Annotated in this window: 24 protein-coding genes and 1 pseudogene; 14 read left to right on the forward strand and 11 right to left on the reverse strand. The window is 38.4% G+C overall.

The annotated features are described in order from the left end of the window. Window positions 1-48 precede the first annotated feature (48 nt). Together ACE01U_RS07925 and ACE01U_RS07930 are read left to right on the forward strand one after the other, a co-directional pair. Window positions 49-1479, forward strand: coding sequence for a GGDEF domain-containing protein (locus ACE01U_RS07925; RefSeq protein WP_086210642.1), 1431 nt, complete (start codon window positions 49-51; stop codon window positions 1477-1479). A 136-nt stretch (window positions 1480-1615) separates the two neighbouring features. Next, a pseudogene (locus ACE01U_RS07930) lies at window positions 1616-2269 on the forward strand (amidase family protein); the annotation flags it as partial. Window positions 2270-2322: 53 nt separating this feature from the next. On the opposite strand, the gene ACE01U_RS07935 reads toward ACE01U_RS07930, so the two are convergent. The 3 genes from ACE01U_RS07935 to ACE01U_RS07945 form a co-directional block, all read right to left on the reverse strand. Then, window positions 2323-3477, reverse strand: coding sequence for an MFS transporter (locus tag ACE01U_RS07935; protein WP_395579133.1), 1155 nt, complete (start codon window positions 3475-3477; stop codon window positions 2323-2325). Window positions 3478-3595: 118 nt separating this feature from the next. Further along, window positions 3596-5533 (reverse strand): esterase/lipase family protein, encoded by a 1938-nt coding sequence (locus ACE01U_RS07940; protein WP_395579134.1) that lies wholly within the window; start codon window positions 5531-5533, stop codon window positions 3596-3598. Between the two features lie 130 nt (window positions 5534-5663). Continuing rightward, on the reverse strand, window positions 5664-6743 hold the full coding sequence (locus tag ACE01U_RS07945) for a zinc-binding metallopeptidase family protein (RefSeq protein WP_395579135.1): 1080 nt from the start codon (window positions 6741-6743) through the stop codon (window positions 5664-5666). A 404-nt stretch (window positions 6744-7147) separates the two neighbouring features. Here ACE01U_RS07945 and ACE01U_RS07950 point away from each other — a divergent pair, with 404 nt between their 5' ends. From ACE01U_RS07950 to ACE01U_RS07965, 4 genes are all read left to right on the forward strand, one after another. Then, the gene (locus ACE01U_RS07950; protein ID WP_395579136.1) at window positions 7148-7639 is read left to right on the forward strand and encodes a hypothetical protein; all 492 of its coding nucleotides are present in this window, start codon (window positions 7148-7150) and stop codon (window positions 7637-7639) included. A gap of 317 nt (window positions 7640-7956) precedes the next feature. Beyond that, on the forward strand, window positions 7957-8079 hold the full coding sequence (locus ACE01U_RS07955; protein ID WP_265733403.1) for a hypothetical protein: 123 nt from the start codon (window positions 7957-7959) through the stop codon (window positions 8077-8079). A 4-nt stretch (window positions 8080-8083) separates the two neighbouring features. Continuing rightward, the gene (locus ACE01U_RS07960) at window positions 8084-8539 is read left to right on the forward strand and encodes a CopG family ribbon-helix-helix protein (RefSeq protein ID WP_086210636.1); all 456 of its coding nucleotides are present in this window, start codon (window positions 8084-8086) and stop codon (window positions 8537-8539) included. Window positions 8540-8595: 56 nt separating this feature from the next. Then, window positions 8596-9618: an ABC transporter substrate-binding protein gene (locus ACE01U_RS07965; RefSeq protein ID WP_395579137.1), complete on the forward strand. Its 1023-nt coding sequence runs from the start codon at window positions 8596-8598 to the stop codon at window positions 9616-9618. A 662-nt stretch (window positions 9619-10280) separates the two neighbouring features. Here the strand turns inward: ACE01U_RS07965 and ACE01U_RS07970 are convergent. From ACE01U_RS07970 to ACE01U_RS07980, 3 genes are read right to left on the reverse strand one after another with little or no spacing between them, the layout of a single operon-like run. Then, on the reverse strand, window positions 10281-10610 hold the full coding sequence (locus ACE01U_RS07970) for a DMT family transporter (RefSeq protein WP_086210634.1): 330 nt from the start codon (window positions 10608-10610) through the stop codon (window positions 10281-10283). A gap of 14 nt (window positions 10611-10624) precedes the next feature. Next, on the reverse strand, window positions 10625-11506 hold the full coding sequence (locus ACE01U_RS07975) for an ABC transporter ATP-binding protein (RefSeq protein WP_110975494.1): 882 nt from the start codon (window positions 11504-11506) through the stop codon (window positions 10625-10627). Further along, window positions 11506-12450: an ABC transporter permease gene (locus ACE01U_RS07980; RefSeq protein ID WP_086210632.1), complete on the reverse strand. Its 945-nt coding sequence runs from the start codon at window positions 12448-12450 to the stop codon at window positions 11506-11508. The genes ACE01U_RS07975 and ACE01U_RS07980 overlap by 1 nt, the downstream gene beginning before the upstream one ends. Window positions 12451-12667: 217 nt before the next feature. On the opposite strand from ACE01U_RS07980, the gene ACE01U_RS07985 reads away from it, so the two are divergent. The 8 genes from ACE01U_RS07985 to ACE01U_RS08020 all read left to right on the forward strand — a co-directional run bounded on the left by ACE01U_RS07985 (window position 12668) and on the right by ACE01U_RS08020 (window position 17741). After that, the gene (locus tag ACE01U_RS07985; protein WP_004693046.1) at window positions 12668-13036 is read left to right on the forward strand and encodes an immunity protein Imm33 domain-containing protein; all 369 of its coding nucleotides are present in this window, start codon (window positions 12668-12670) and stop codon (window positions 13034-13036) included. A 3-nt stretch (window positions 13037-13039) separates the two neighbouring features. Further along, the gene (locus tag ACE01U_RS07990) at window positions 13040-13465 is read left to right on the forward strand and encodes a hypothetical protein (RefSeq protein ID WP_086210631.1); all 426 of its coding nucleotides are present in this window, start codon (window positions 13040-13042) and stop codon (window positions 13463-13465) included. A gap of 126 nt (window positions 13466-13591) precedes the next feature. Then, window positions 13592-13843 (forward strand): hypothetical protein, encoded by a 252-nt coding sequence (locus ACE01U_RS07995; protein WP_395579138.1) that lies wholly within the window; start codon window positions 13592-13594, stop codon window positions 13841-13843. A 33-nt stretch (window positions 13844-13876) separates the two neighbouring features. Further along, on the forward strand, window positions 13877-14602 hold the full coding sequence (locus tag ACE01U_RS08000; protein ID WP_395579203.1) for an ATPase: 726 nt from the start codon (window positions 13877-13879) through the stop codon (window positions 14600-14602). A 471-nt stretch (window positions 14603-15073) separates the two neighbouring features. Then, window positions 15074-15490, forward strand: coding sequence for a YeeE/YedE family protein (locus ACE01U_RS08005; RefSeq protein WP_086210628.1), 417 nt, complete (start codon window positions 15074-15076; stop codon window positions 15488-15490). A gap of 1 nt (window position 15491) precedes the next feature. Further along, on the forward strand, window positions 15492-15905 hold the full coding sequence (locus tag ACE01U_RS08010) for a DUF6691 family protein (RefSeq protein WP_086210627.1): 414 nt from the start codon (window positions 15492-15494) through the stop codon (window positions 15903-15905). Window positions 15906-15909: 4 nt separating this feature from the next. After that, on the forward strand, window positions 15910-16779 hold the full coding sequence (locus ACE01U_RS08015) for an MBL fold metallo-hydrolase (protein ID WP_086210626.1): 870 nt from the start codon (window positions 15910-15912) through the stop codon (window positions 16777-16779). Window positions 16780-16967: 188 nt separating this feature from the next. Further along, a complete protein-coding gene (locus tag ACE01U_RS08020; RefSeq protein ID WP_395579139.1) occupies window positions 16968-17741 on the forward strand; it encodes an alpha/beta fold hydrolase in 774 nt (257 codons plus the stop codon). Here the strand turns inward: ACE01U_RS08020 and ACE01U_RS08025 are convergent, their stop codons facing one another. From ACE01U_RS08025 to tssA, 5 genes are read right to left on the reverse strand one after another with little or no spacing between them, the layout of a single operon-like run. Beyond that, window positions 17742-18710: a M15 family metallopeptidase gene (locus tag ACE01U_RS08025; protein WP_110975487.1), complete on the reverse strand. Its 969-nt coding sequence runs from the start codon at window positions 18708-18710 to the stop codon at window positions 17742-17744. It abuts the gene before it with no gap. After that, on the reverse strand, window positions 18707-19306 hold the full coding sequence (locus ACE01U_RS08030; protein ID WP_395579140.1) for a hypothetical protein: 600 nt from the start codon (window positions 19304-19306) through the stop codon (window positions 18707-18709). Before ACE01U_RS08030 ends, ACE01U_RS08025 begins: the two co-directional genes overlap by 4 nt. 11 nt (window positions 19307-19317) lie before the next feature. Next, window positions 19318-20115: a type IVB secretion system protein IcmH/DotU gene (gene icmH, locus ACE01U_RS08035; RefSeq protein ID WP_119064010.1), complete on the reverse strand. Its 798-nt coding sequence runs from the start codon at window positions 20113-20115 to the stop codon at window positions 19318-19320. A gap of 5 nt (window positions 20116-20120) precedes the next feature. Further along, window positions 20121-21491: a type VI secretion system baseplate subunit TssK gene (gene tssK, locus ACE01U_RS08040; protein ID WP_395579141.1), complete on the reverse strand. Its 1371-nt coding sequence runs from the start codon at window positions 21489-21491 to the stop codon at window positions 20121-20123. A gap of 5 nt (window positions 21492-21496) precedes the next feature. Further along, a complete protein-coding gene (gene tssA / locus ACE01U_RS08045; protein WP_395579142.1) occupies window positions 21497-22633 on the reverse strand; it encodes a type VI secretion system protein TssA in 1137 nt (378 codons plus the stop codon). Window position 22634 lies beyond the last annotated feature (1 nt).

Below are 22634 nucleotides of genomic sequence, written 5' to 3' on the forward strand. Positions count from 1 at the left end.
ATAAAAAAACATGATGTTGCTAAACTCATGTAAACATGAGGGAATATTTTGTACGCAGGAAAGCTAACAGAAGTACCATTTAACTTTAAACAACATGGCCGCGCATGTGCATTGATTGCTTTGGTCATTTTTGTCTGTTGTTTGCTTGGAATACTGACACGACCGATTGCATATTTTGCTTATTTTTGGCCCGCCAATGCTGTACTCATCGGCTTGTTTTTAAGATTTCCTCAGTTAAGAAATCTGGGGGGATGGATAGGCGCTTTTATTGGTTATATGTCTGCGGACTTGGTAACGGGAAACCATTTTGAACTAACTTTAGCATTAACTGTTGCCAATTTTATTACAGTCAGTGTCTCTCTGTTTTTTATTCAATATTTACAAATAGATTATCGTTCTGATAATAAAGGATTAAATTTTCTCTATTTATTTTTAGTCTGTATATTTATTGGCTGTTTCTTTAGTGCGATTTTTGCTGTGACCGTTGTTCCACATATGCCACATACATTTATGACGGCAGATGACTCTTGGTCTGAGTTTTATATTTGGTGGACGGGTGAAGTCTTAAATTGTATCTCCATTTTACCATTGATGCTTACGTTCCCGACTGGGAAAAAGTTCACCAATATTTGGAAAAATCGGAGGCAGTGTGAGACAAAGTTTATAGATTTATTGCCACTATTTTCTGTTATTGTTTCTGTGGCTTGTACACATATTTTCTTTGGTCCAGGCGCTTTGCTTTTTCCTTTAGCAGGGTTGATTTGGGCGGCCTTGAGTTATAATTTATTTTACGTCAGTGTAATTAATAGTACGGTCTGCTTGGTGCTATATCATAGTTTAACAACCTATTATATTTCACGAACTGCAGATAATTTTTTGGCAACGTCAATGTCCGTACGAATTGGTCTATGCATGCTGATGATTGCGCCTTTGCTATTATGTATCGTAAGCCGAAATCGGCATGCTTTATATAAGGAAGTCTTATATCTTGCCAATCATGATCCTTTAACTCATGTGGCTAATCGTCGTTTTTTCTTTACAGAAACTGAGAATCTACTAAAACAAAATCAATTCAAATCGCTTACGATTATTATGCTTGATATTGATCATTTTAAAAAAATGAATGATCAATATGGACATTATATAGGAGATGTTTTGCTACAAAGCTTTGCAGCCACGGTCAAAAGTAATTTGCGTGAACAAGATCTATTTGCACGTATGGGGGGAGAAGAGTTTGTTGTGGTGTTGAAGAATACGAACTTAGTTGAAGCAGAAATGATTGCAGAGCGTATTTGTCGTGCCGTAGCGTTGTCCAAGACTCAAGTGGCGCATGCAGTTTTAAATATGACCGTGAGCTTAGGCGTAGTACATCAGGTGCTACCAACGCAAAATAGTCTACAGAGTATTCTAAATCAGGCAGATCGGGCGCTTTACCAAGCGAAAACATTAGGGCGGAACCAAGTACGTATTGCCTCTTAATCTAAAAGCAGGTAAAACTAGATAACAATAAGAATTATATATTTGGATCACAATGATTTTTTCTGAATACCTGCAATACGATGCTTTAGGATTGGCTGAGTTAGTTGCACAAAAACAAGTCCATCCTGCTGAATTATTACAACATACTGCACATTTGTTGGAGTCATTAGGGCATACAGTAGTTGAAGCACAACCTGAAATTGATGGTATGGCATTGGCCCGCGACTTTATCACGACATGGTTCAGTCAATTTTCGTATATGTTAGAGCAGATCAAACAACAAGTCCCAACAACAGCAGGCGATTTCGAGTTGGATTCTTTAACTCTGGCTGCCTTTGGTGCGAAAACAACAGCCTTAGAATATATTCATAACCTGAATCATTGGGGAATATATGTGACTCGAATGAACCAATTCTTTGACCATTATGATCTTTATTTAACTCCTGCAACTGCTTCAGTCGCGCCCAAAAATGGACAAGTTTCCACACCTTTATGGCAAAAGCCGATTCTAAAAAGCCTACTTAAAGTCGGTAAGGTGCATTTGCTCGCTCAAGGGAAGTTGGTAGATAAAATTGTAAAAGATAATCTGCTTTGGGTGCCTTTTACACAACTGGCAAATATTACAGGCTTACCCGCAATGTCTGTACCTTTGTATTGGAATGCTGATAACCTACCGCTTGGTTCGCAGTTTATTGCGCCTTTTGCTCATGAAGACTTGCTACTACAATTGGCCAATCAACTTGAACAAACTCAACCATGGTTTCATAGATATCGTGAGATCCACGTATAGAAAGGCTATGTTAGTTTAACTACCCAAGCTATAAGTGTCGCTCAAAAAGCGGCTTAAGCTTGTACTTCTTTGGGCAGAAAGATTACCAAAGACAGCCCGAATAAGACGGCAATACCAGCCAAAATAAAAATATATTCGCCCGATAGAATGCTCCAATAATGTCCTGCAAGAATACTGCCTGATGCGACGCCAAGGCCCCACATGGTGCTATAAAGTGCCTGTCCACGGCCTTGTTGGCCTAAACTAAAATTTTGGAAAATGATGCGCATAGCAATCAAATGGAATAAACCAAAACTAAAGGCATGAATGGTTTGTGCTAAAAATTGAATCGTGAAGATTTGTGGAAAAGAACCTACCAAAAACCAGCGTAGCGCCGTGAGAATGAGGCAAACAGAAACAAGGAGCCGCCATGAAAAACGTTTGAAAAACACCTGAGCAACGGCAAACATAATAATTTCAGCCATGACGCCCACTGACCATAAAAAACCAATTTCAGTGGTTGAATAGCCTGTTTGTTTTAAATAGTTGCTATAGAAACTATAAAATGGGGCATGTGAAAAAAGTAGAATAAATTCAATGCTAAAAAATGCGGCTACGACAGGCTTTTTTAAGATAGGTAAGAGTGGCTCAAGGTGCTTTTGAGAATTGGGAGCTGTGGTTGGCTCACGAATGCTAAACGACCAAAGAAAAGCCAAAAAAGAAATACATAGTAGTAGAATGGGCAGCATAGAAATTGGAATTATTTCTAATAATGCACCAATACCAAACACACCGACTATAAAACCAATAGAACCCCATTTCCGGACTTTTCCATATAATGCACTCCGTTGTTCTCCGAGCCAAAATAGGGTAACACCTTCAAATTGAGCTAAAATTGCATTTTGGAAAAAACTAAAAATTAGCATGAGCAGAGCAACGGTTTGAAAGGAGTTTGGAATGATAAAAATCATGAACCAAATACAAGCTTCCATCCATGTAGCAACTCGGACTAAGAGCATCCGTTTCCCTGATTTATCTGCAATCCAACCCCAAATAAACGGGGCAAAAAAACGGGTAATAATGGCAATGGATGAAAGAATACCGATTTCACTGTAGTTAAAGCCTTGATCTTCGAGATATAAACTCCAAAACGGCATGAATGTGCCTACAATAGAATAATAAAAGAAGTAAAAACCAGCCAGTCGGTGCTGAATGGGGAATGGAAGCATTGTGCTGTATTCCTTGCTAGAGCGAAAATATTCAAAAAGTGTTAAAGCATTTACTTATTTAAGCTTGGCTATATTTTTTAAAATAAGATAATTATATCAAAAACTTAAAAGTATTTGATTATCTGTTTGGGTTTTGTTCAAGGTGCAGTCTTAAAATACGACGTAACTCCAATAAGGTCTCTGCTTCTTCATGTACTGAATGCTTCGCTTTAATAATTTTTTCAGATACAGCATGGTCTAAATGTGAACTCGAATAGGGCACAATACCATCACTCATTTCACGTGTATCATTGGTCTGACGGTAGTTACCCATAATCGAATGATAGGGAATGGTGGAAACAGGCATGATGTTATGGGTCAACGTCATAAAACGAGACTTTGGACTTAAGTCATCTGGTCCTGATTGCACCATACCTTTAGTGCTAGAGCTGCCATTCAACTGCATATCAACTTGGTTAAAAAAAGTGATTGGTAGCTTCACCATTTTTTTCACTACCCCCATATACCAGCGATCGGAGAGTTCACTGCCACGGTGAGGTGCAGCAATAAATACTGCACGTCCAATAGGTAAGTCTGAGTGGAATTGAAAACGGTCTTTGATGATCGGATACTGCTGCAAGCGAATGTATTGTTCATAGTTTAAAAGTGGAATCACTTGTTCCGAAATATCTTGCTCACTGATCAATAAACGACTAATCACGCCTCCCATACTATGTCCAATCAACACAGCATCACTGGCTGAACGAGAGTTAGGTTTAACCTGTGCAAAGGCTTGTTTGAGTAGGGCGTGAATTTGATAGCGACTTTCAAAAATGGGCATATTGGTCGAATAGAATACCTGCCAAACTTGAAAGTTTTCACGTAAGACTTTGTCACCTAAAATGTTATTGGTCAAGTTGATCCATGTTTCAGGACTGCTGGCTAAGCCATGAATGAGGATAATAATTTTCTTATTTGGTTGATACGGTTCAAGCATATAGACATGCGGCATCCGTAAGCGTTCCGTTCGATCAAGTAAGGTTAAATAACCTGTTGAGCCTAATTTATTTTCAGCTAACCAATAGGCAAAAGGTACGGAATAATTTGCGGTGAGGATGTATTTTTGTTGATTAATTTCAACGTACTTTTGTGTATATGGATTAAATAACTCAATCTCAAAAGTAGCTGTTCCGTTGAGGATATTTTCAATATCACTTTCTGCATTTTGGGGCTGTGCTGTAGCAGTGACAGACAAATATTGTGCAGAATGTATATTTGGATTGCGCTGATTTTGATAAAACAATATAGGGTCAAGGATAAAATCATTTTTAGTGGGTGGTTCCGACGCTGTAGCGACCACAAACTCTGCACCAAGACCATCTTGACGGTTGACTTGATAGAAGCCTGAGAAATTTAAATTATAACTTGATTGAACTCGTTCAATACCTTTATTTTTGAGTTCGGGATAGTGTTCTAAGCTTATGAGGTATCTGCTTTTTTTTATGTTGAGTTGCGAAGGAACTTGCTGAAAAGGCTGCGTGTGGTACGCCGTAGTAATGAGACGTGATAATGCAACATTATAAAAGCTTCTGACATGCATTTGTCTTTGATCAAAAACGCGGGTACTCGGGCTTTCTTGCATTTTAAATAAGTATACATAGCTATAGCGTAAGCTTTGGTCAAATGCTTCTAGGCTATTCTGCAAGCAAGGATTCTCACCCGAGGTCTCTGATTGGGTACAGTCTCTTTGCTTTGATAGCTGTAATGCTTGGGCTAAATATAGTTCACTTAATGCTGCATAACGTTCATCAACAGCAATGGTATTTTGTTGATTTAAGCGGTTTAAACATATTTCCAATTTAGCAGCGCATTGTTGTGGAGTCAGGCTAAGTAGTTTTAATAAACTTAGGGTTTCGGTACTTAATTGGTCATGCGTTAATATATTTTCCGACTTATTACGAATGGATTGGTGAATGGTTTTTTCTTTAACTTTGACCAACTGGCAGGCAGGGAATAAAGCAATAATTAATCCTAAAATAAAAGACCGTGGTAAAGCATGATGTCTTTGTGAAAGCATAGTTTTTAGCACGGCAGTTATCTATATAGGCTAAACATGTCTTTTATTTTATGACAATTATTACTGAGATACATCAAAGTTCGTGGATGTGATCATTTAACTATTTCATATTTGGTTTTAGGGTTTAGCTTCAATTTATTTCGAGATGAAACGCTTTACCCAACACATGTTTATGAATAAACCGTAATTTATCGAGTACTGGATTGGACAAGGTAAAAGGATAGGCATCCTCTAACCCCATGCTTCGATTCAAAGCATTCAAATTAAAGGTTAGTGTCATCCATTGTTTCAGTAGTAGATCAAAATCTTGAGCGCCTATGGGGTTCTCATAAAAGGCTAAGTCATTCTCGTCTTTCCTGTTGTTTCGAACAATTAAACCTGCGTAGTAAGCGGTTTCTAGCGTATCCATCATATGTAAATAATGTGCCCATGTTTCTGCCCAATCTTCCCATGGGTGCGTACTGGCATAGGAGCTCACATAAAATTTATCCCAGTTTTGTGGTGGGCCATCTTCATAGTGACGTCGTAGTGCTTCGTTATAGTCTTGGCGTTCATCACCAAAAAACTGACGAAATTCATCGACCAGTTCAGGGTGGAGCGATTTAATGAGATCAAAATAATAATGCCCACTTTCATGGCGAAAGTGACCCAAAAGTGTTCGATAATTTTCCCCCATTTTAATGCGTGTGGTTTCACGATAAATAACATCTGCTTCACTGGCATTGAGAGTAATGACACCATTGGCATGTCCAGTCAGCACAGGCAGACCTTGTTCTGGCATTAAAAAATTAAAGCGTAGCCCAGAACGGTCATCATCGTTATATTTGGGTCTCGGCATAATATTAAGACGTTGCATTAAATATAAAAAACGGCGTTTAGCATGTTCGAGGCGGGACCAGTAGACGATATGATCAGGATTCTCTAGACTTGGGATGGTATAGGTAAGCACGCAGGATTCACAGTAAATATCGTTACTTTCAGCTGGAATGACCCAATTACACACTTGATGATGCTGATAGTTATAGCAAGGTTTATAGCGCTTTTCTTGATATTGTTCATTGAGCGCCAACCAAAGTACGGGACTATGTTGTTCAAAACTCCCCATGTCTTTTTCTGATGCAATATAACCGAGTGTAGTTTGGCAACTCACACATTGTGAGTTAGCAAAAAAGACTTGGTTTTGGCAGGATGCACAAGTAAAAAATTTCATTGGCGGCTGTATCAGTCGTGATCTTTTGGACTTAGTATAATTGATGTTGATTCAGTTCGTCATGCATAGTCATCAGTTTCATTTGTCTTTTAAAACTGAATTGCTGACTGCGTATAATATTTATAATGAACGATATTTGCTTGATGGCTTTTGTAGAAAAGATAATCTTTCCTGTATTTATGGGTGTGCTAGAGCAAATCCATGAAAAATGCGATTAAACATAACTGCTGTTTTCAGTCAGCTACTGTGAGTGGTTTTGCAGATGGTGCTTAATCGTATAAAATTTATATCGTAGTGTAATAAAAAGCTTGATTTAGGCACAGATTCGTCAAAAATAGTACGTATGTGAAGTCATCCCTTATTTGAACTTTCAAAGTTTTTTAAGTTTCTAGGAGTAAAATATAATGATAATGAACGTATCACCAAAAAAATGGCTACTCATGGGGTTAGGAGCGATGTTCCTTTCGGGTTGTGCAACGACCGCTACAGACCCAAGTCGTCAAAATGTGGGTACGACAGGTTTGCTGATTTGTGCGAAAAATGAGCTTTGTCCAGTAGTTACTGTAAGCTGGAATGAATCGAACAAGGAGCTACTTAAATTAAAAATTCATTTGAGTAGTACCTATAACAAATATGATATCCAAAAGGTTGAATTTACAAATGAGCAAAAAAGCCAATCCTTTGCTGTAACAGGTTCTACAGAGCATGATCATGTGTTAGGTGCAAACCGTTCTACGAATTATATTTTAGCGCCTGTGAATTTGATGGGCAGCTTAAAAGGCACGAGCTCAATTAAAATGAATATTTATACTGACAAAGGAATTATCTCTCGATATGTCTATAAAGATGGTGTTTCCGCACCAATTTTGGGTGAGTTCCAGAAAGTGTATCAATAAAGAAAAAATCGCCATTTGGCGATTTTTTTTATCTGCCAGATTGATATCTGGATAAGTAGTATTGCCCCATATCTTCTTTGCGATGGTTATTACTTGGTATGCTAGCCCTTATTTTATAAATGTTTTACTGAAAATCATCTTTGATTTCCCACAATGCACTTAGATGTGTCACTTCTAAAAATAAAACATAATTCCGCACAAAAAATAAACGTTTTTATGCGCTGTAGCTTTAAATTTGCTTTAAAAAATTGGCATGCATTCTGCTTATTCATTGGTAATACAAAAAACTTTTTTGGTAATACTGATAGGAGTTGCAGATGTCTAAACACTTCAAAGAGAGTTTAATCGCTTTAATCTCCATACTTAAGCTATTTGCCATAGAAATTTTAAGTGCAAGAGCTGGAATTTACATCAAACAAGATTTAACGAAAAAAGGATAACGACGTGTCTAAACCAAAGTTGGCGCGAATCAGTATTACTGTACCAGAACGAACCGTTGATGCATTGGATCAAAAAATTGTTGATCAACACTATGAAAGCCGTTCGCAAGCAATCGTCGATATGATCAATAAGCATTTGATCGCGGATCAAGAGCAACGTAACGCCGTGATGGTAGGGACTTTCACTTTACTTTATAACGCCAGTGTGACCCCACTTAGGATCCAATTGCTAGATTTACAGCGCCAATTTTTAGAACAAGTCGTGAGCTCACTGCATATTCAATTGGACGAGCAAAAGATTCTAGAAGTGATGATTTTGCAGGGTCTAAGCACTGAGTTAAAAGCTTTAAGTCAAAAATTCATTGCCTTGAAAGGGGTGATTAAAGGGCATTTGGAGCTTATGGATGCCGTAATGCCTCCGATTCCGCAAAACGAAAATCTGAATGCATTGAAATCATAATGCTGTACATCTATTAGAGAGCAACTTTAAGCCTAACTGCATCGGGGAATAACCTTATGATTAAACAAGTATTTTTATCAGTATCTATGGTTTCTGCTACATTCTTGGCAGGGTGTGATAATACTGCCAAGGTTCCAGAAAAGCAGAAAACGGCATCGGCCTCAACCAACACGCAGCCAATCACCATTGGCTATAGTGATTGGCCTGGCTGGGTTGCTTGGCAAGTTGCAATTGAAAAGGGGTGGTTAAAGGATACAGGCTTGAATGTTGAATTTAAGTGGTTCGATTATTCGGCATCTATTAACGCATTCTCAGCGAACCAATTAGATGCAATCTCAGTATCGAATGGGGACAATTTGGTCATTGCTTCTGGAGGAACCAAGGGCGTAATGATTATGGCCACTGATTATTCTGCTGGAAATGACGTTATTATTGCGAAAGATGGGATCAACTCAATTTCAGATTTGAAAGGGAAATCAATTGCTGTTGAAAAAGGGCTAGTTGATCATCATTTGTTATCTACCGCATTAAGTGATTATAAAATTCAAGCGACTGATGTGACTTTAGTAAATGCTGTTACCAATGAGCTCCCTCAAGTATTTTCAAGTCCCGATGTTGCAGCAATTGCTGTATGGCAACCCGTTGCAAATCAGGCTTTGAAAGCCGTTGCGGGTTCTAAAATTATTTATAGTTCTAAAGACAAACCTGGTCTGATTTATGACACTTTAACGGTGAATACGGCACATCTATCTTCACATAAAGAAGATTGGAAAAAAATCATACAAGTATGGGATAAAACCGTTAAATACATCAATGATCCGGTAACGCGTGATGATGCAGTCAAAATCATGGCAAAACGTGTTGGTGTTGAACCAGCTCAATATTTACAATTTATAGATGGAACACATCTACTGGATATAGATGCGAACAAGAAAGTCTTTGCCAAAGGCAATGGGTTAGATTCGATTTATGGTTCAACATATTTTGTGAATGAGTTTAACGTCAAAAATGGTGTGTATAGCACGAAGGTAGATGTTGATGGTGTGATCTTTCCTGAATTGGTCGAAGGTCTGAAATAATACAAATAATTTTTAAGAGGCTTTCTTTAAAAGAAAGCCTCTTTTGTATTTGATGGTGATGTATTTAAAACGTTTTATTTATCAATAATATATACTTAAAGTTTAATCCTGATGCAGTGTGATCATTTCTGCTCAGACAAAAGAAAATTCAAGCAATATGACAGCTCTAAGACATTCGTCATCTATTCGGATTTCTTGTAGTGAGGGACTTGGCTCATTGGCATCGGAAATCGTAAAGTCTATCTATAGTCTGGCTCAAATATTGATTTGATTTGGCTTTCTGACTATTGCACTTCAGTTGGGTAAATTAGCTCATGCATGGGCTTTTTGGCAACAACATTAGGGGCATTTTCGGGTCAATCTTAACTTAGATCAAAAACCTCTTTGTTGTCTGTTTTATTTGGAGTTTTTGCAAGTTCTGATCATTCTAAGGTTTCCGTACGTCCTTCACCAAGAGAGGGATCTAGCCTCAATGTTTAATCCCAAAGCTCTCCGTATACTCTTTCACTTTTTCTTCAAGTGGCAAAGCAGAAAGCTTTTTGCTTGATGTTTAAGTTTGTCAATTTGAGATCCTAAAAAACTTTTGTGTTTTGACTTAAACGCATAAAAATAAACTTTCAATTTCAGATGCTTTGAGAAGAAAGATGCAACTAGGCATCGGGTTAGATTTCAGTACTTTTTGAAAAAACATTAATGATGATGATTCCTATGACCATAAAGGCTAAACCTAACAATGCAGGCGCATCGAGATTTTGTTTGTAGTAAACCCAACCAATGAAGGAAATTAGGATAATGCCTGCTCCAGACCATAGCGCATAAGTGATTCCCACAGGAACAGTTTTCATGGTCAGTGCAAGGAAATAAATTGCAACTAAATAACCCACCACTGTAATTGAGGCGGGTAACCATTGAGTAAATCCGTCAGAAGCTTTAAGAGCAGAAGTTGCAATGACCTCAGCCACAATAGCAATACATAAATATAGATATGACATATCTGATCAGCTCCTTACTTCACATGACTAACTTTCGTCATACGTGGGATGACAGGTAACTCAGCCAAAGCAGGGTCAAGCTCATCTTCATCAGCATGGACAAGTCGATCTACATGTTTGCGTAGTTCTTTAAACTCAGTTGTTTGCATTAAATCTTGATGTCGTGGTCGAGGTAAATTGACCTCAATAATTTCTTTAATTTCCCCAGGATTTGCTTTTAAGGCAACAATACGATCGGCCAACAAAATGGCCTCATCCATGTCATGTGTCACAAAGATGATAGTGATATCAATGTTTTGCCATAGATCTAGCAGATGCCTCTGCATTTTTTGACGAGTATGTGGGTCAAGCGCGCCAAATGGTTCATCCATCAGCAGAATCTTGGGTTCATTGACTAATGCACGGGCAATAGCGACACGTTGTTTCATACCACCAGATAATTGATGTGGATATTGGTTTTCATATTTTTCTAAGCCAATAATATTAATCCATTCCCGTGCAGCCGCTTCAGCCGACGCCTGACTTGCACCTTTCATCAGTGGCCCAAACATGACATTTTCCTTTACTGTTTTCCATGGGAATAACGTGTAGCCTTGAAACACCATGCCGCGCTCAGGGCTTGGCCCTGAAATAGGTTGCCCATCTACTAGCAGTTCACCACTGCTATAAGGATCTAAACCTGCCACAACTCGGCTAAAGGTTGATTTCCCACAGCCTGATGGACCAATCACACAGATCAATTCACGCTTATGAATTTTCAGATCTAATTGATTTAAAATTGTGCGTGAGCTTTTACCATGCTGAAAGATTTGGCTTAGCTGTTTGGCTTCTAAGATTACAGGGCGTTGATAAATTTGATTAAAATACTCACGAGCATTAAATTCTGTAGTTCCCATTATTTTGCTCCTACTTTCCATTTAAAAAGATGTTGTCCTAGCTTCATTAAAATCACATCGCAGAGCAATCCAATCACACCAATAATCAAAATAGCTGCAAAAACGTTGTCGAAGTGTTGATAGCGAGCTTGTTGGGTGATAAACCAGGTAATGCCAGATGTTGCGCCAATTAACTCAGAAACGATCAAATAGGTCCAAGCCCAGCCGAGTAGTACACGTTGATTTTGATAAATATCAGGTAATGCTGCAGGGATAATGACGTGAAACAGGCTTTTCGCTTTATTTGTTCCGAGTGTATAACCCGCTTCGATCAGTCCCTGATCAACCATCCGAGTGGTATTGGCAATAATTAGAATTTGTTGAAACAGTGTCCCAATCACAATAATTGCAATTTTCGGTGCATCATTTATGCCGAGAATTGCTACGGCTAATGCACCAAATGCAGGGGCTGGTAGATAACGGAAAAACTCAACAAAGGGTTCAGCAAGTTTTGAGATAGTGCTTGAGAAGCCACAAAGAATTCCAAGTGGAACCCCAATAATTGATGAAATAAAAAATGCAGTGAATACGATTTTGACGCTATGCCAGAGACTTTGATGTAACCATGGCGCATCAGCCTGTGCTGGAGCCGTCGTAAAAGATGTTACTAAAGCTTTCACTACTTCATGTGGGGCTGGTAAGTAGATTGGGTTAACTAGTTTACCTTGAGGAACGGCCAAGTCATGATCAACTGCATTTTGTGCTTCATGATAAAACACAGCTTTATCAACACGGCTTCCTTCTTGTAAAAACGGAACACTACCAGAATCTGTAATTTGTACTTGCGGATGCCAGATAAATGGTAAATAACTTACTGCACACCAAATGAGCATTGGTATTAAAAATGATCCTAAGCTGAGCAAAAATTTGCTTTTAGGACTGAGTTCTCGTGTGATGTAACCCATATTTTCCTAGCCCCAATATTACTTTTTTAATAAAATGTAATACTGTTAAGCAAAATAGATGCCAAGCTTTGAGATGGGTTTTATCTGCATATTTTAATTTTAAGCCTGTTTCAATCATGAGTTTTTCATTTAACCCAGTAAATAAGCAAAGCCTTTGGCATAAATATGTTTTAAAATGTGCTATTGATAGACTGATGCTCAAAAGGGGCCGCATCACATGGCACAAAAGTCACAACAATCTGCACTGAACGAATTGATTGCAGAACAAAAACTACTTTGTGAAGAATTTGACTCTGCTTATGTTGAAGTAAAAGGTGATGATGTCGTAGCTGTCGCTGTGCATACTTTAAATCAAGAACCCATTGTTGGTTTACGTAAAAAGCCTGAAACTGAGGAGAATGTTGCTTGGTTTATTTATGGTGGTGAATTGGGTGAAGGGCAAGACTTTTTTACAACCATGACTGTACGAGAGTTACAAGATATTTTGCCAGATGTACTTCCGTACTTGGCTCTAAGTGAAGGTTACCGTTTTATGATTGATGGTGATGACTATGAAGACGTTTGGAAAGAAGGCGATGAGTCTTAAGACATGAAAAAACAGACATGGACGTTGCTTAGTTTTTCGTTATTTTTATTATCGCTTCTATCAACCCAGAGTTATGCAGAAACAATAAAACTGACTCAGGCGCAATATGACCAGAAAATGGCTGAATATACCGCAACGGTGAATTCGACTAAAAGTGTTCTAGATTCAAAAGATAACCAAGCAACTGCAACAGAGATGAAAACTGCATTTTGTCAGCGTATGGATGCTTATCATCAAATTGCTGCGCTGTCCAAGGCCAATATTGAGTTAAGTACAGCACCTGTAATGTTGATGGTGGCCAACCGTTATCTTGAACAGCAAGAGAAAAGTTTAACTGATAGCGGAATGAATGAAAGTGCTTTTTGCCCAACGGCTAAAGCTTTAAAACTTGAAGATACGAAACGAGTCAAAAGTAAAGTAACTCAATAAGACAACACGGAATTAGCGTAGATATTAAGATCTAATTTATTGTTTCAGTGTGCTGTATAAATAGACAATGTGCCCGATTGTGTTAAGATAAATAAAATCAACCATCGTTTGAGTAGGAGTTGGTGTATGGCAGCTTATACCGACATTAAAGCAGGCAAATATGAGGATGATATGATTCCTAAACTTGCTATTCATGCTTTTCATGATGCTTTTTTAAAGGCAACTACGCGTTCGTCTGTGGTTTATGCAAAAGCTGAGCAATTGGTTGAGCGTGATATTCACGGTAATGAAACTGTTTTACAGGACTTAAGTAGTGCTTATGTCGATGTAGGCGTTTTACCGACACTGACACGTAAAAAGAAACACGCAACTGTATAGATTGATATGCCACCTCGACAACCTAGAATAAGAATGTTTGCAGGGCCGAATGGTTCTGGTAAAAGCACTGTTAAAGATTACCTCTTGCCCCAACATATTGGGGCATATTTAAATGCAGATGAACTCGAACAAAATTTAAGACAAAGCCAACGCCTTGATTTATTGCACTATCATCCTTCCTTAAAAGCATCAGAGTTGGTCACTTTTTTAAAAAGTAAGAAACGTCCTCAAGCGGGACAGTTCGTGACTTTACTTGCGCATGATCCTATTGTGCTAGATGAATGGAAGATCGAGTTTAAAACCGAAGAAATTGATTCTTATCTCTGTGCACGCATTATTGATTATATTCGGTTTGAGTTTCTGCGCTTAAAAGTCAGTTTTACTTTTGAGACGGTGATGTCACATATCTCTAAAGTTGAATTTCTCCGGGAAGCGAAACGTCAGGGTTACAAAACCTATCTATATTATGTTTCAACAGTAGATCCACAAATCAATATTGCTCGGGTCAAGTATCGCGTCAGTGTAGGCGGGCATCCTGTCCCTGAACAGAAAATTATTGAACGTTACTACCGCAGTATGGATCTGCTCATGCAAGCCGTAGAATGCTGCGATCGAGCCTATTTGTTTGATAACTCTTCTGACGGTATACAAGCGTCTTTTCTTGCAGAAATAGAAGCAGCCGAAACCTTAAAAATGAATGCCGCCGTGTCTAAGCTGCCAAGATGGTTTGCAGAACGCGTGTTATCAGAATTCCAATAAACTGCTTAAAAAATAGCTTGTTATTTCATCACTTTTCATATATCTACCTACATAAAAATATATTCAAACGTCGTAAATGTGTTTCATAAACCTAAAATAGTGATCATGATGTAGAAATGTACCCATAACTCTATTCAGTTTCTTTAAATGAAAACTATAATGAAATAAAACGAGATAAATTAAGTATTTCTAATCTAAAAAAAGGTCGAATAGAAAATCTCTCGGGGATATATTCAAGCTTTTTACATTATTGTGAAGAATAACTATGTAAAAGAAATGGTTTAAGTTGTCAGCTGAAGTGTTAAAAATTTGGATAATGGACTAGCAGACTTCATTGAGCTATCCCAAGGTAGATGGATGCTCCTGTAAACAGCTGTTATATGTAGGCATAGCATGATTAGATACAAAGTACGCTTGATTATTTCTATATTTTATATATTATAAAAATATATATTATATGGGTGATTGCCAATGCACGATTTTGCGTGGTCTTTTCTAGGTGGAATATTCCTCGGCATCTCCGCCGTTGGATATTTATATACCAATGGACGAATTGCGGGAATTAGTGGTCTGGTCTCTCAAGTTTTAAACTTAAAGGGGATTATAAATACGCCTGCACTGTGGTTCTTATTGGGTCTGTTTATTATTCCGTTTATATACGCAGCTTTTGTTCAACCTGATATTCATATGGAAGCGACACCTTTCATGTTAATTATTGCGGGCGTATTGGTAGGTTTTGGCACTCGTTTAGGCTCGGGTTGTACCAGTGGGCATGGTATTTGCGGTATTAGTCGCTTATCCAAACGTTCAATCATCGCTACGATTAGTTTTATGTTCGCAGGCTTTATCACTGTGTATATCGTTCGACATATGCTTGGAGCAATCTAAAATGAGAAATGTTTGGGCATTCATTTGGGGCGGATTATTTTCAATCGGTCTCATGCTATCAGGAATGTCGAATCCTGCAAAGGTGATTGGTTTTTTAGATATTTTCGGGCAGTGGGATGCCAGCCTAGCTTTTGTGATGATGGGTGCAATTGCAGTTGCATTTATTCCTTTTCAGAACGCTGTACGTCAGTCACACCCACAAACCTTTTATGGTGAAGTCATACAACTGCCTAAAAATACGAAAATCGACAGAAAACTGATTATCGGAAGTCTGTTATTCGGTATAGGCTGGGGAATTGCGGGAATTTGTCCTGCACCGAGTTTCACTTTGATTGGGTTGGGGTATTATCAAGCGATCTATTTTGTAATTGCGATGTTCATAGGCGTGTTGCTACACCGTAAAGTGATGGAGTAATATCATGATGCAAACAGCTCAAGTCAAAGCCTTTTTTGACTCTGCAACTAACACCTTTAGTTATGTGGTGAGTGATCCAGAAACTCAGCGCTGCGCCGTGATTGATAGTGTGCTGGATTATGATGCAGCATCGGCAAAGACTAATACAGAGCAGGCTGATTTAATCATTAGTTATATTCAAGAAAATAGCCTAAGCGTAGACTGGATTTTAGAAACACATGTGCATGCCGATCATTTAAGTGCTGCACAGTACTTAAAGCAAAGACTAGGTGGAAAAACTGCTATTAGCCATAAGATTGAGATCGTACAACAAACTTTTGGTGAGATTTATCACTTAGATATTAAGAGTTTAAATGCTACGCAGTCATTTGATTACCTTTTTGCAGATCATGAGACATTTTTGATAGGCAACATAAAAGCATATAACCTTCCAACCCCTGGCCATACACCAGCGTGTTTAAGCTATGTCATTGGCGATGCTGTTTTCGTAGGGGATACCTTGTTTATGCCTGACTACGGCACAGCACGTTGCGACTTTCCTAAGGGAAGTGCAGCAACGTTATTTGACTCAGTGAGAACTTTGTACACATTGCCAGATCAAATGCGGATGTTCTTATGCCATGACTATTTGCCAGAGGGCCGGGATCATTATCAATATGAAACGTCCGTTTCTGTACAAAAACATGAAAATATTCATATTAATACCGAAACACAGAAAGTTAATTTTATCGAAATGCGCAATCGCCGTGATGCAACTTTAAGTATGCCAAAATTGATCTTGCCAGCCATTCAAATCAATATGTTTGCAGGAAAATTTCCTAAACCTGAAGAAAATGGTGTTTCTTACTTAAAAATTCCGCTGAATTATTTTTAAAACAGAAACTTGACTCAAAAATTTAAGCGGGTATTAGACACAATACATATATATGATATTTTAAATTTAGCCTAAGCAAATTTACATTCAAAATAGCCTAAGCAGATTTGAATAAAAATCAAAATGTCATTTGATTTATTCACATTAAAAATTCAATATCTATAGAAATCAAATACAGTAAGTTTTATATGATTCTCAATTATCAATTTCATCAAAATGAACAACAAACAGCAAAAACACTGGTATTCGTTCATGGTTTATTCGGCAGCTTAAGTAATTTAGGAATGCTTGCTCGACACTATTATGCGAGTCATCATGTATTACAAGTCGATGTTCGTAATCATGGCTTATCTGCACATTCAGATGCTATGACTTATGAATTGATGGCTGCTGATCTGATTGACACTTTGGATGAGCTTAATATTGAACACTTTTCTTTAATCGGCCATTCTATGGGTGGAAAATTGGTCATGAAAGTGACAGAAGTGGCAGGGAATCGGTTAGAGCAACTTGTGGTGCTGGATATTACGCCTATTGCGTATAAAGAAAATCATCATGAGCAGATTTTCAAAGCATTATTTTCAGTGCAAAAAGCTGATATTGAAAATCGCCAGCAGGCCATTGAAATTATGCGTGAATATCTCAAAGAAGAAATGGTAATTCAATTTTTACTAAAGTCTTTTAGCAAAGGAAAATGGTTGTTTAATGTAGATGCCCTGTATCAGAATTATGCTCAAATTCTTTCATGGGAAAATATAAAAACATGGCAAAAACCTGCATTATTTATTCGTGGTGGAAAGTCACCTTATGTAGAAAAGCTCGAATATATGGATGCGATTCAATCGCAGTTTTCTCAAGCGCAGATTCAAACGGTTGCAGATGCTGGGCATTGGTTGCACGCAGAAAAGACTTCAGAAGTCTTAGAAATCATGAACCAATATTTGGATCATGATTGCAACTGACTAATTTAAATTTGCTGCTAAAAGTTGCCCCTCGGAGGTCAACTTTTCAGCCATCTCAGCGGTTTTTTTTAAACCAGGCATTCGATACTCGGTATGTCCATAGTCTTGGATTGACGTCCAACGTCCGCCCCAAGTTAAACCGACAGATTCTGCAACTTCGCCATAGAGCTGATAGCCACGCATCGCCCATGGGTCTCGTTCAGAAATAACGACTTTTCCATCTCGCTTAAATGCGACATCGGCTGCCAAGCCAAATTGGTGGTAACTTTGATAACCACGAGCGAGCGTTGTATTTTTATTAGTGGCTAGGGAATTTTGGCGTTGTGGACTACGATAGCCCTCAAGCAGTACCAGCTCATAACCATGTTGATCACGCATGATTTTAAATACCATTAGTAGACGCTGCTTATAGCGCGGGTTCATTTTATGCCATTTACGGTCAGCCGTTGCTAAACTGTCATACGAATGGGCAGAATGTACATCCTGAATACTCGGGTCGTAACTCAAAGTACTGGCTTGAATAGAATTATTATTAAGATCCGCTTGCTCAAGCATACTTGCTTCAACTATGGCCGCAGCAACCAATGATTCTTCTACTTCTGGTGGTGGCGATAAAATTTGTCCCTCGAGTAATGCATAAATTTGTGGATCTGATTGTCTTAAATAATCGGCTTCAATCTTAGTAGGCGTGACAGGGCTAGTAAATGCAAACATCAAGATGCTGGTAAATAAAAGGAGACCTGCAACTAATATCCACCATTGCTGAATATGCCAAGAGGATTGTAATTGCTCAGGTGCCGCAGCATTATTGATGTGTTGCGCAAACTGACGAGCAGACTGAAACTTTCTTTTTCCTTGAGGAATTAACCCGACAAAAAAATCGGTAAACTTTGTTCTTAATTCATAGGACAGTGCCAAACTGAGTCCTAATGCCAGAATTAGAAAAGTAGAAAAAAGAGCATAGATCATGGTGTGGTAAGAGCCACATGTTTAGTTTCCACGGCGCGTGTTGTAATCGTTGTTTGTACATCTCCTACAGGAGATTCCTCTGGTATATCCAAAGATTGCTGTGGCCTAGTTATTTTTTGTGGGCTCTGTTTTTGCGAATGGTCTGAACTGCGTGGAGAAGTATTCTGATTTTTATTCTCCTTGTTTTGAGATATTGCATTCGTCGTCGGCTTTGGTACAGCTGTGGTTAATGCTTGGGGCCGGCGTAGAAAAGCTTTACTCAGCTCATCATCTTTGGGTTGAATAAATTCATTAGATGACTCTGGATCATTGGTTGCTTGAGGCTGATTTGAAGCATTGACTTTGCTCGCCTCAAAAATAGCTTCGGGTTCGCGCGTTGGCATTTCATTGTCTATTGCAGTTGTTTGATCTACAGCTGGGTTTTGGTTCACTTGGAGGGATGTATTTTTTTGTTGTATAAAAAAGTAAGTAAAAGCAATGCTTGATGTTAAGAGGATACCCACACAAAAACCACCCACGGCATAGAGCATGGGTGCAGGTCTTTTCTTTTTTGCTGATGTCAAAATTTTGACTGAAGTTTGTTTTTCACGAGTCATGGATTGAGTTCTTAGGGCAAATGGATTGTGATATATGCTTGTTCAGTAGGTGCTGAAATGACATTTTCATATTTAGCTAAAGAACTCGTATTTTGCTTAGACAACATGTAGTACAAGCCACCAAAGGCTAACAATGCAAACATTACCAAGAACAGTAAAATCCAATAGAACGGTAGTTCGCGGTGAATCATGTGTTTAATTTGATCGGGCAGAGAGGCAAAGGGAGAAAAGGCAGCCTTTTTCCCTTTTAAATAGTCAATTTCATCCCCCACACGTGCTACCAGATGATTTAAATTTTCTATAGACTCAATACGATATTTACCGTGAAAACCCAACAACATGCAGTAATGATAAACTTCTAGAGCACCTAATCGACCATGTCCTTTACGACGTAGTTCCTCTAATATTTCGAAAAAACGATAACCTGCAAGTTGTGACCCAAATAAACTCAGTTGTAGGGGGCTAATGAGCCAGCTATTTTGAAGCTCAAAAAACTGTGTATCTTGCTGAGTCACAATGGTTTCATCTAATAATGCACAGTAGGCATATTTAGCGTCTAGAATATCGTCTGCAGAAAACTGTAATTTTCGTGCTTGGTTTTCAAAGCGATCGAGCAATGCAATAACTTTTTCACGAAATTCCGTGACACTGCTAGGGATATATTGGTTTTTTAATAAAAAAACGATATAAAAACCATCATGCAATAAATCGACTAAGTTCGAGGTACTGGCAGTTTTTGCGGCTATAGGTGGTGAAACTAAACCAGTTCCAATTTGTCCATCATCAAAAAGTGAAGGGGCATTATTCATTATTATTATCCTTGGCCATTCATAACCACAATCAATTCAACAGCAATATCTTGAAACCCCGCTGGAATATAAATACAAATCGACTCGGCATCTAACATACGTTGGTATAAGTCATTATTCGGTTCGATTTCAAAGTAACTCACGCCAGACCGGACAGGAATCGCTGTTGGCACTTGTACTAAATGTTGTAACGGTACGGCTGGAAGTGCAGCAACTACACGTTGTTCAACGTCTATTGTATTGCCTACTTTGAAACGTAAAGGAACCAATTGAACCAGTTCGTGGGTTTGCATCATACTGCTTGAAACAGCCAAGTACAGCCTTGAATCACGTGTAATTTTGTCTGACTCTAAACGACCTAACCAATAAGATGGTCGGGTTTCTTTCAGTAGAATACTGATGTAACGGTTTGAAATAATGGTATCCAATAAGTCACGTAAAATGATATCAATCTCAGAAAAGCTTTCTTGTAAATGAAGATGTTGATAACGTGGTAAATGTTCCACATCATGTGCAGTCGAGAACGTGAGTAAAGAACCTGTTAAGCGCAATAACTCAAAATAAAGTCGTTCTGGGTGGATATGTGGGTATTGCAATAAATGATTTAATGTTGCATGTGCTGTATTCAGTGCATTGACCAACCAAAATGACACAATATCACCAGAGCGGAACTCAATCAGTTTCTGCTCATTTTCACGATTATTACTTTGAATGGTCTTAATTTTCGCTTTAATGACATTTAAAGTACGTTTTAGACTTGAAATGAGGTTCTCAGATGACTCAATGTGCAAAATTGGGGGAATAAAATGGCGATCAAACTCAAATTGCCCAGAGCTTTGACGTTTAATCTTTGCTAAAGCTAGATATAAAAATCCATCAAGTTCTTGATTAGGCTCAATATTAGCATCTAATAATCTGAACTCGGCACGGCGGTGTAATAATGTGATATCGGCTTCGCTGGCATCTGTAAATAAGTCATGAGTCGAAGTCGAATAAGAATGATAACGACCCAGTTGCGTACTATTTTCACCGGCTAAGTTCCTCTTGTTGGCTTGCACAATTGGAAGTGCTAAATAGACTAGAACTTCGCCACGCAGGTTGAGCTCATCTAATAAAACGGGCGATGGTAATAGATCACGCATAGGCGCCTGATAAATTTCTCCATCTTGCCAAATCACCTGAATGCTTTCGAGCGCCAAGACATGCGTTTGTAACTGAGCTTCGTCAAATTGTACTCTTTGAATGCCATAGGCAAATGGAATGGTCGAGCGAATCGTATGATTCAAGCGTTGCTCATGATAAGCATCTTGCAATTGAAAATGTTGAGGACGTAAGAAGAGACCTTCGCCCCAAAGTATTTTTTCTGCTTTAAACATGAAGATTACCAGTTATCAGATTCATTAGATTGTGGTTGTACACCCAAAAGTTCTTGGATGTTAAGGAGTGGATTTTCACTTTTAATGACTTGATTTAGCCACTCGTGAAGTGGCATCTGATTCCACTTTATAGTTTTCTGCAACATGTAACTTACGGGACTATGTGGTTCATTAGCTTGGAAATAGTCTGAGATATCTTGCAATACACGCATTGCTTGTTCACGATTTACGAGGTGATTTTGCGGTTGCACCTTAAAATTTTGAGGCATTGGTGATGTATTCTCTAAGCTGATTTGTTCTTCTTGTTGCATCAATGAAAGTCTTTGGCTACTTATCATTGCTGGTGTTGCTGATTCTGTCGATGTATTGATGGCATGTGTTTGCACAAAAACATCAGTTTTATAGAGTTTCTTTAAACTGATATGGACATTTTCAAGCTGCGTATCAATAGCTGCAAAGCTAGGGGCATCGAGTCCCATGAGGCGATCTAACACACTTTTGAGTTGAGACCATTCGGCTAGAAGTGCTGAAAAGTGTTGATAGTTTTGATATTGAAATGATTTTGATGTATTCAATAAACTGTGCTCGAACTGTTCAATCCCCTGAGATTGGACAGTATGATTTTCCTCGTAATTTTCGATTTGTTTTAATTGCTGATTTTTTTGTCTCAGCATCGCTTCGTAGTCACCCAGTGAAAACTGAGGAGAATGTGTGATTGGAACGCGTTTAATCAAGGCAACCAATTGATTGATTGAACCTTGTAATAAACCTAAACGTTGATCTAAATCATCTTCTTCCATTTCAGGATGTAACTGTGTCCAATAGTTGCTCAGTGTCCGATGCATTAGCTCAAGTGCTTTGGTTATGCCTTCAAATCCATACAAGTGGGAGCAAGCTTCAAGTAACCAGCCCAGTAAACGAATGTCTTTTGATTTTTCAGTTAAAAGCTCAATAGATTTTTGATGTACAAAATGCCAATCTGCTTGTTTGGGTTCAGCAACCCAATCTCCTTGATCGAGTAGTGGATCATCTTGAGTTTTTGCAATTTTAATGGCATGAAACTCATTGGAAAAAGATAGATCTTGTCCACAAGGATAGTCGCTTGAAATAGGAGACAGTAAAGACTCAAGTTCTAAGCTCATA

Source organism: Acinetobacter halobius (assembly GCF_044130335.1).
In the GTDB taxonomy this organism is placed as follows: domain Bacteria; phylum Pseudomonadota; class Gammaproteobacteria; order Pseudomonadales; family Moraxellaceae; genus Acinetobacter.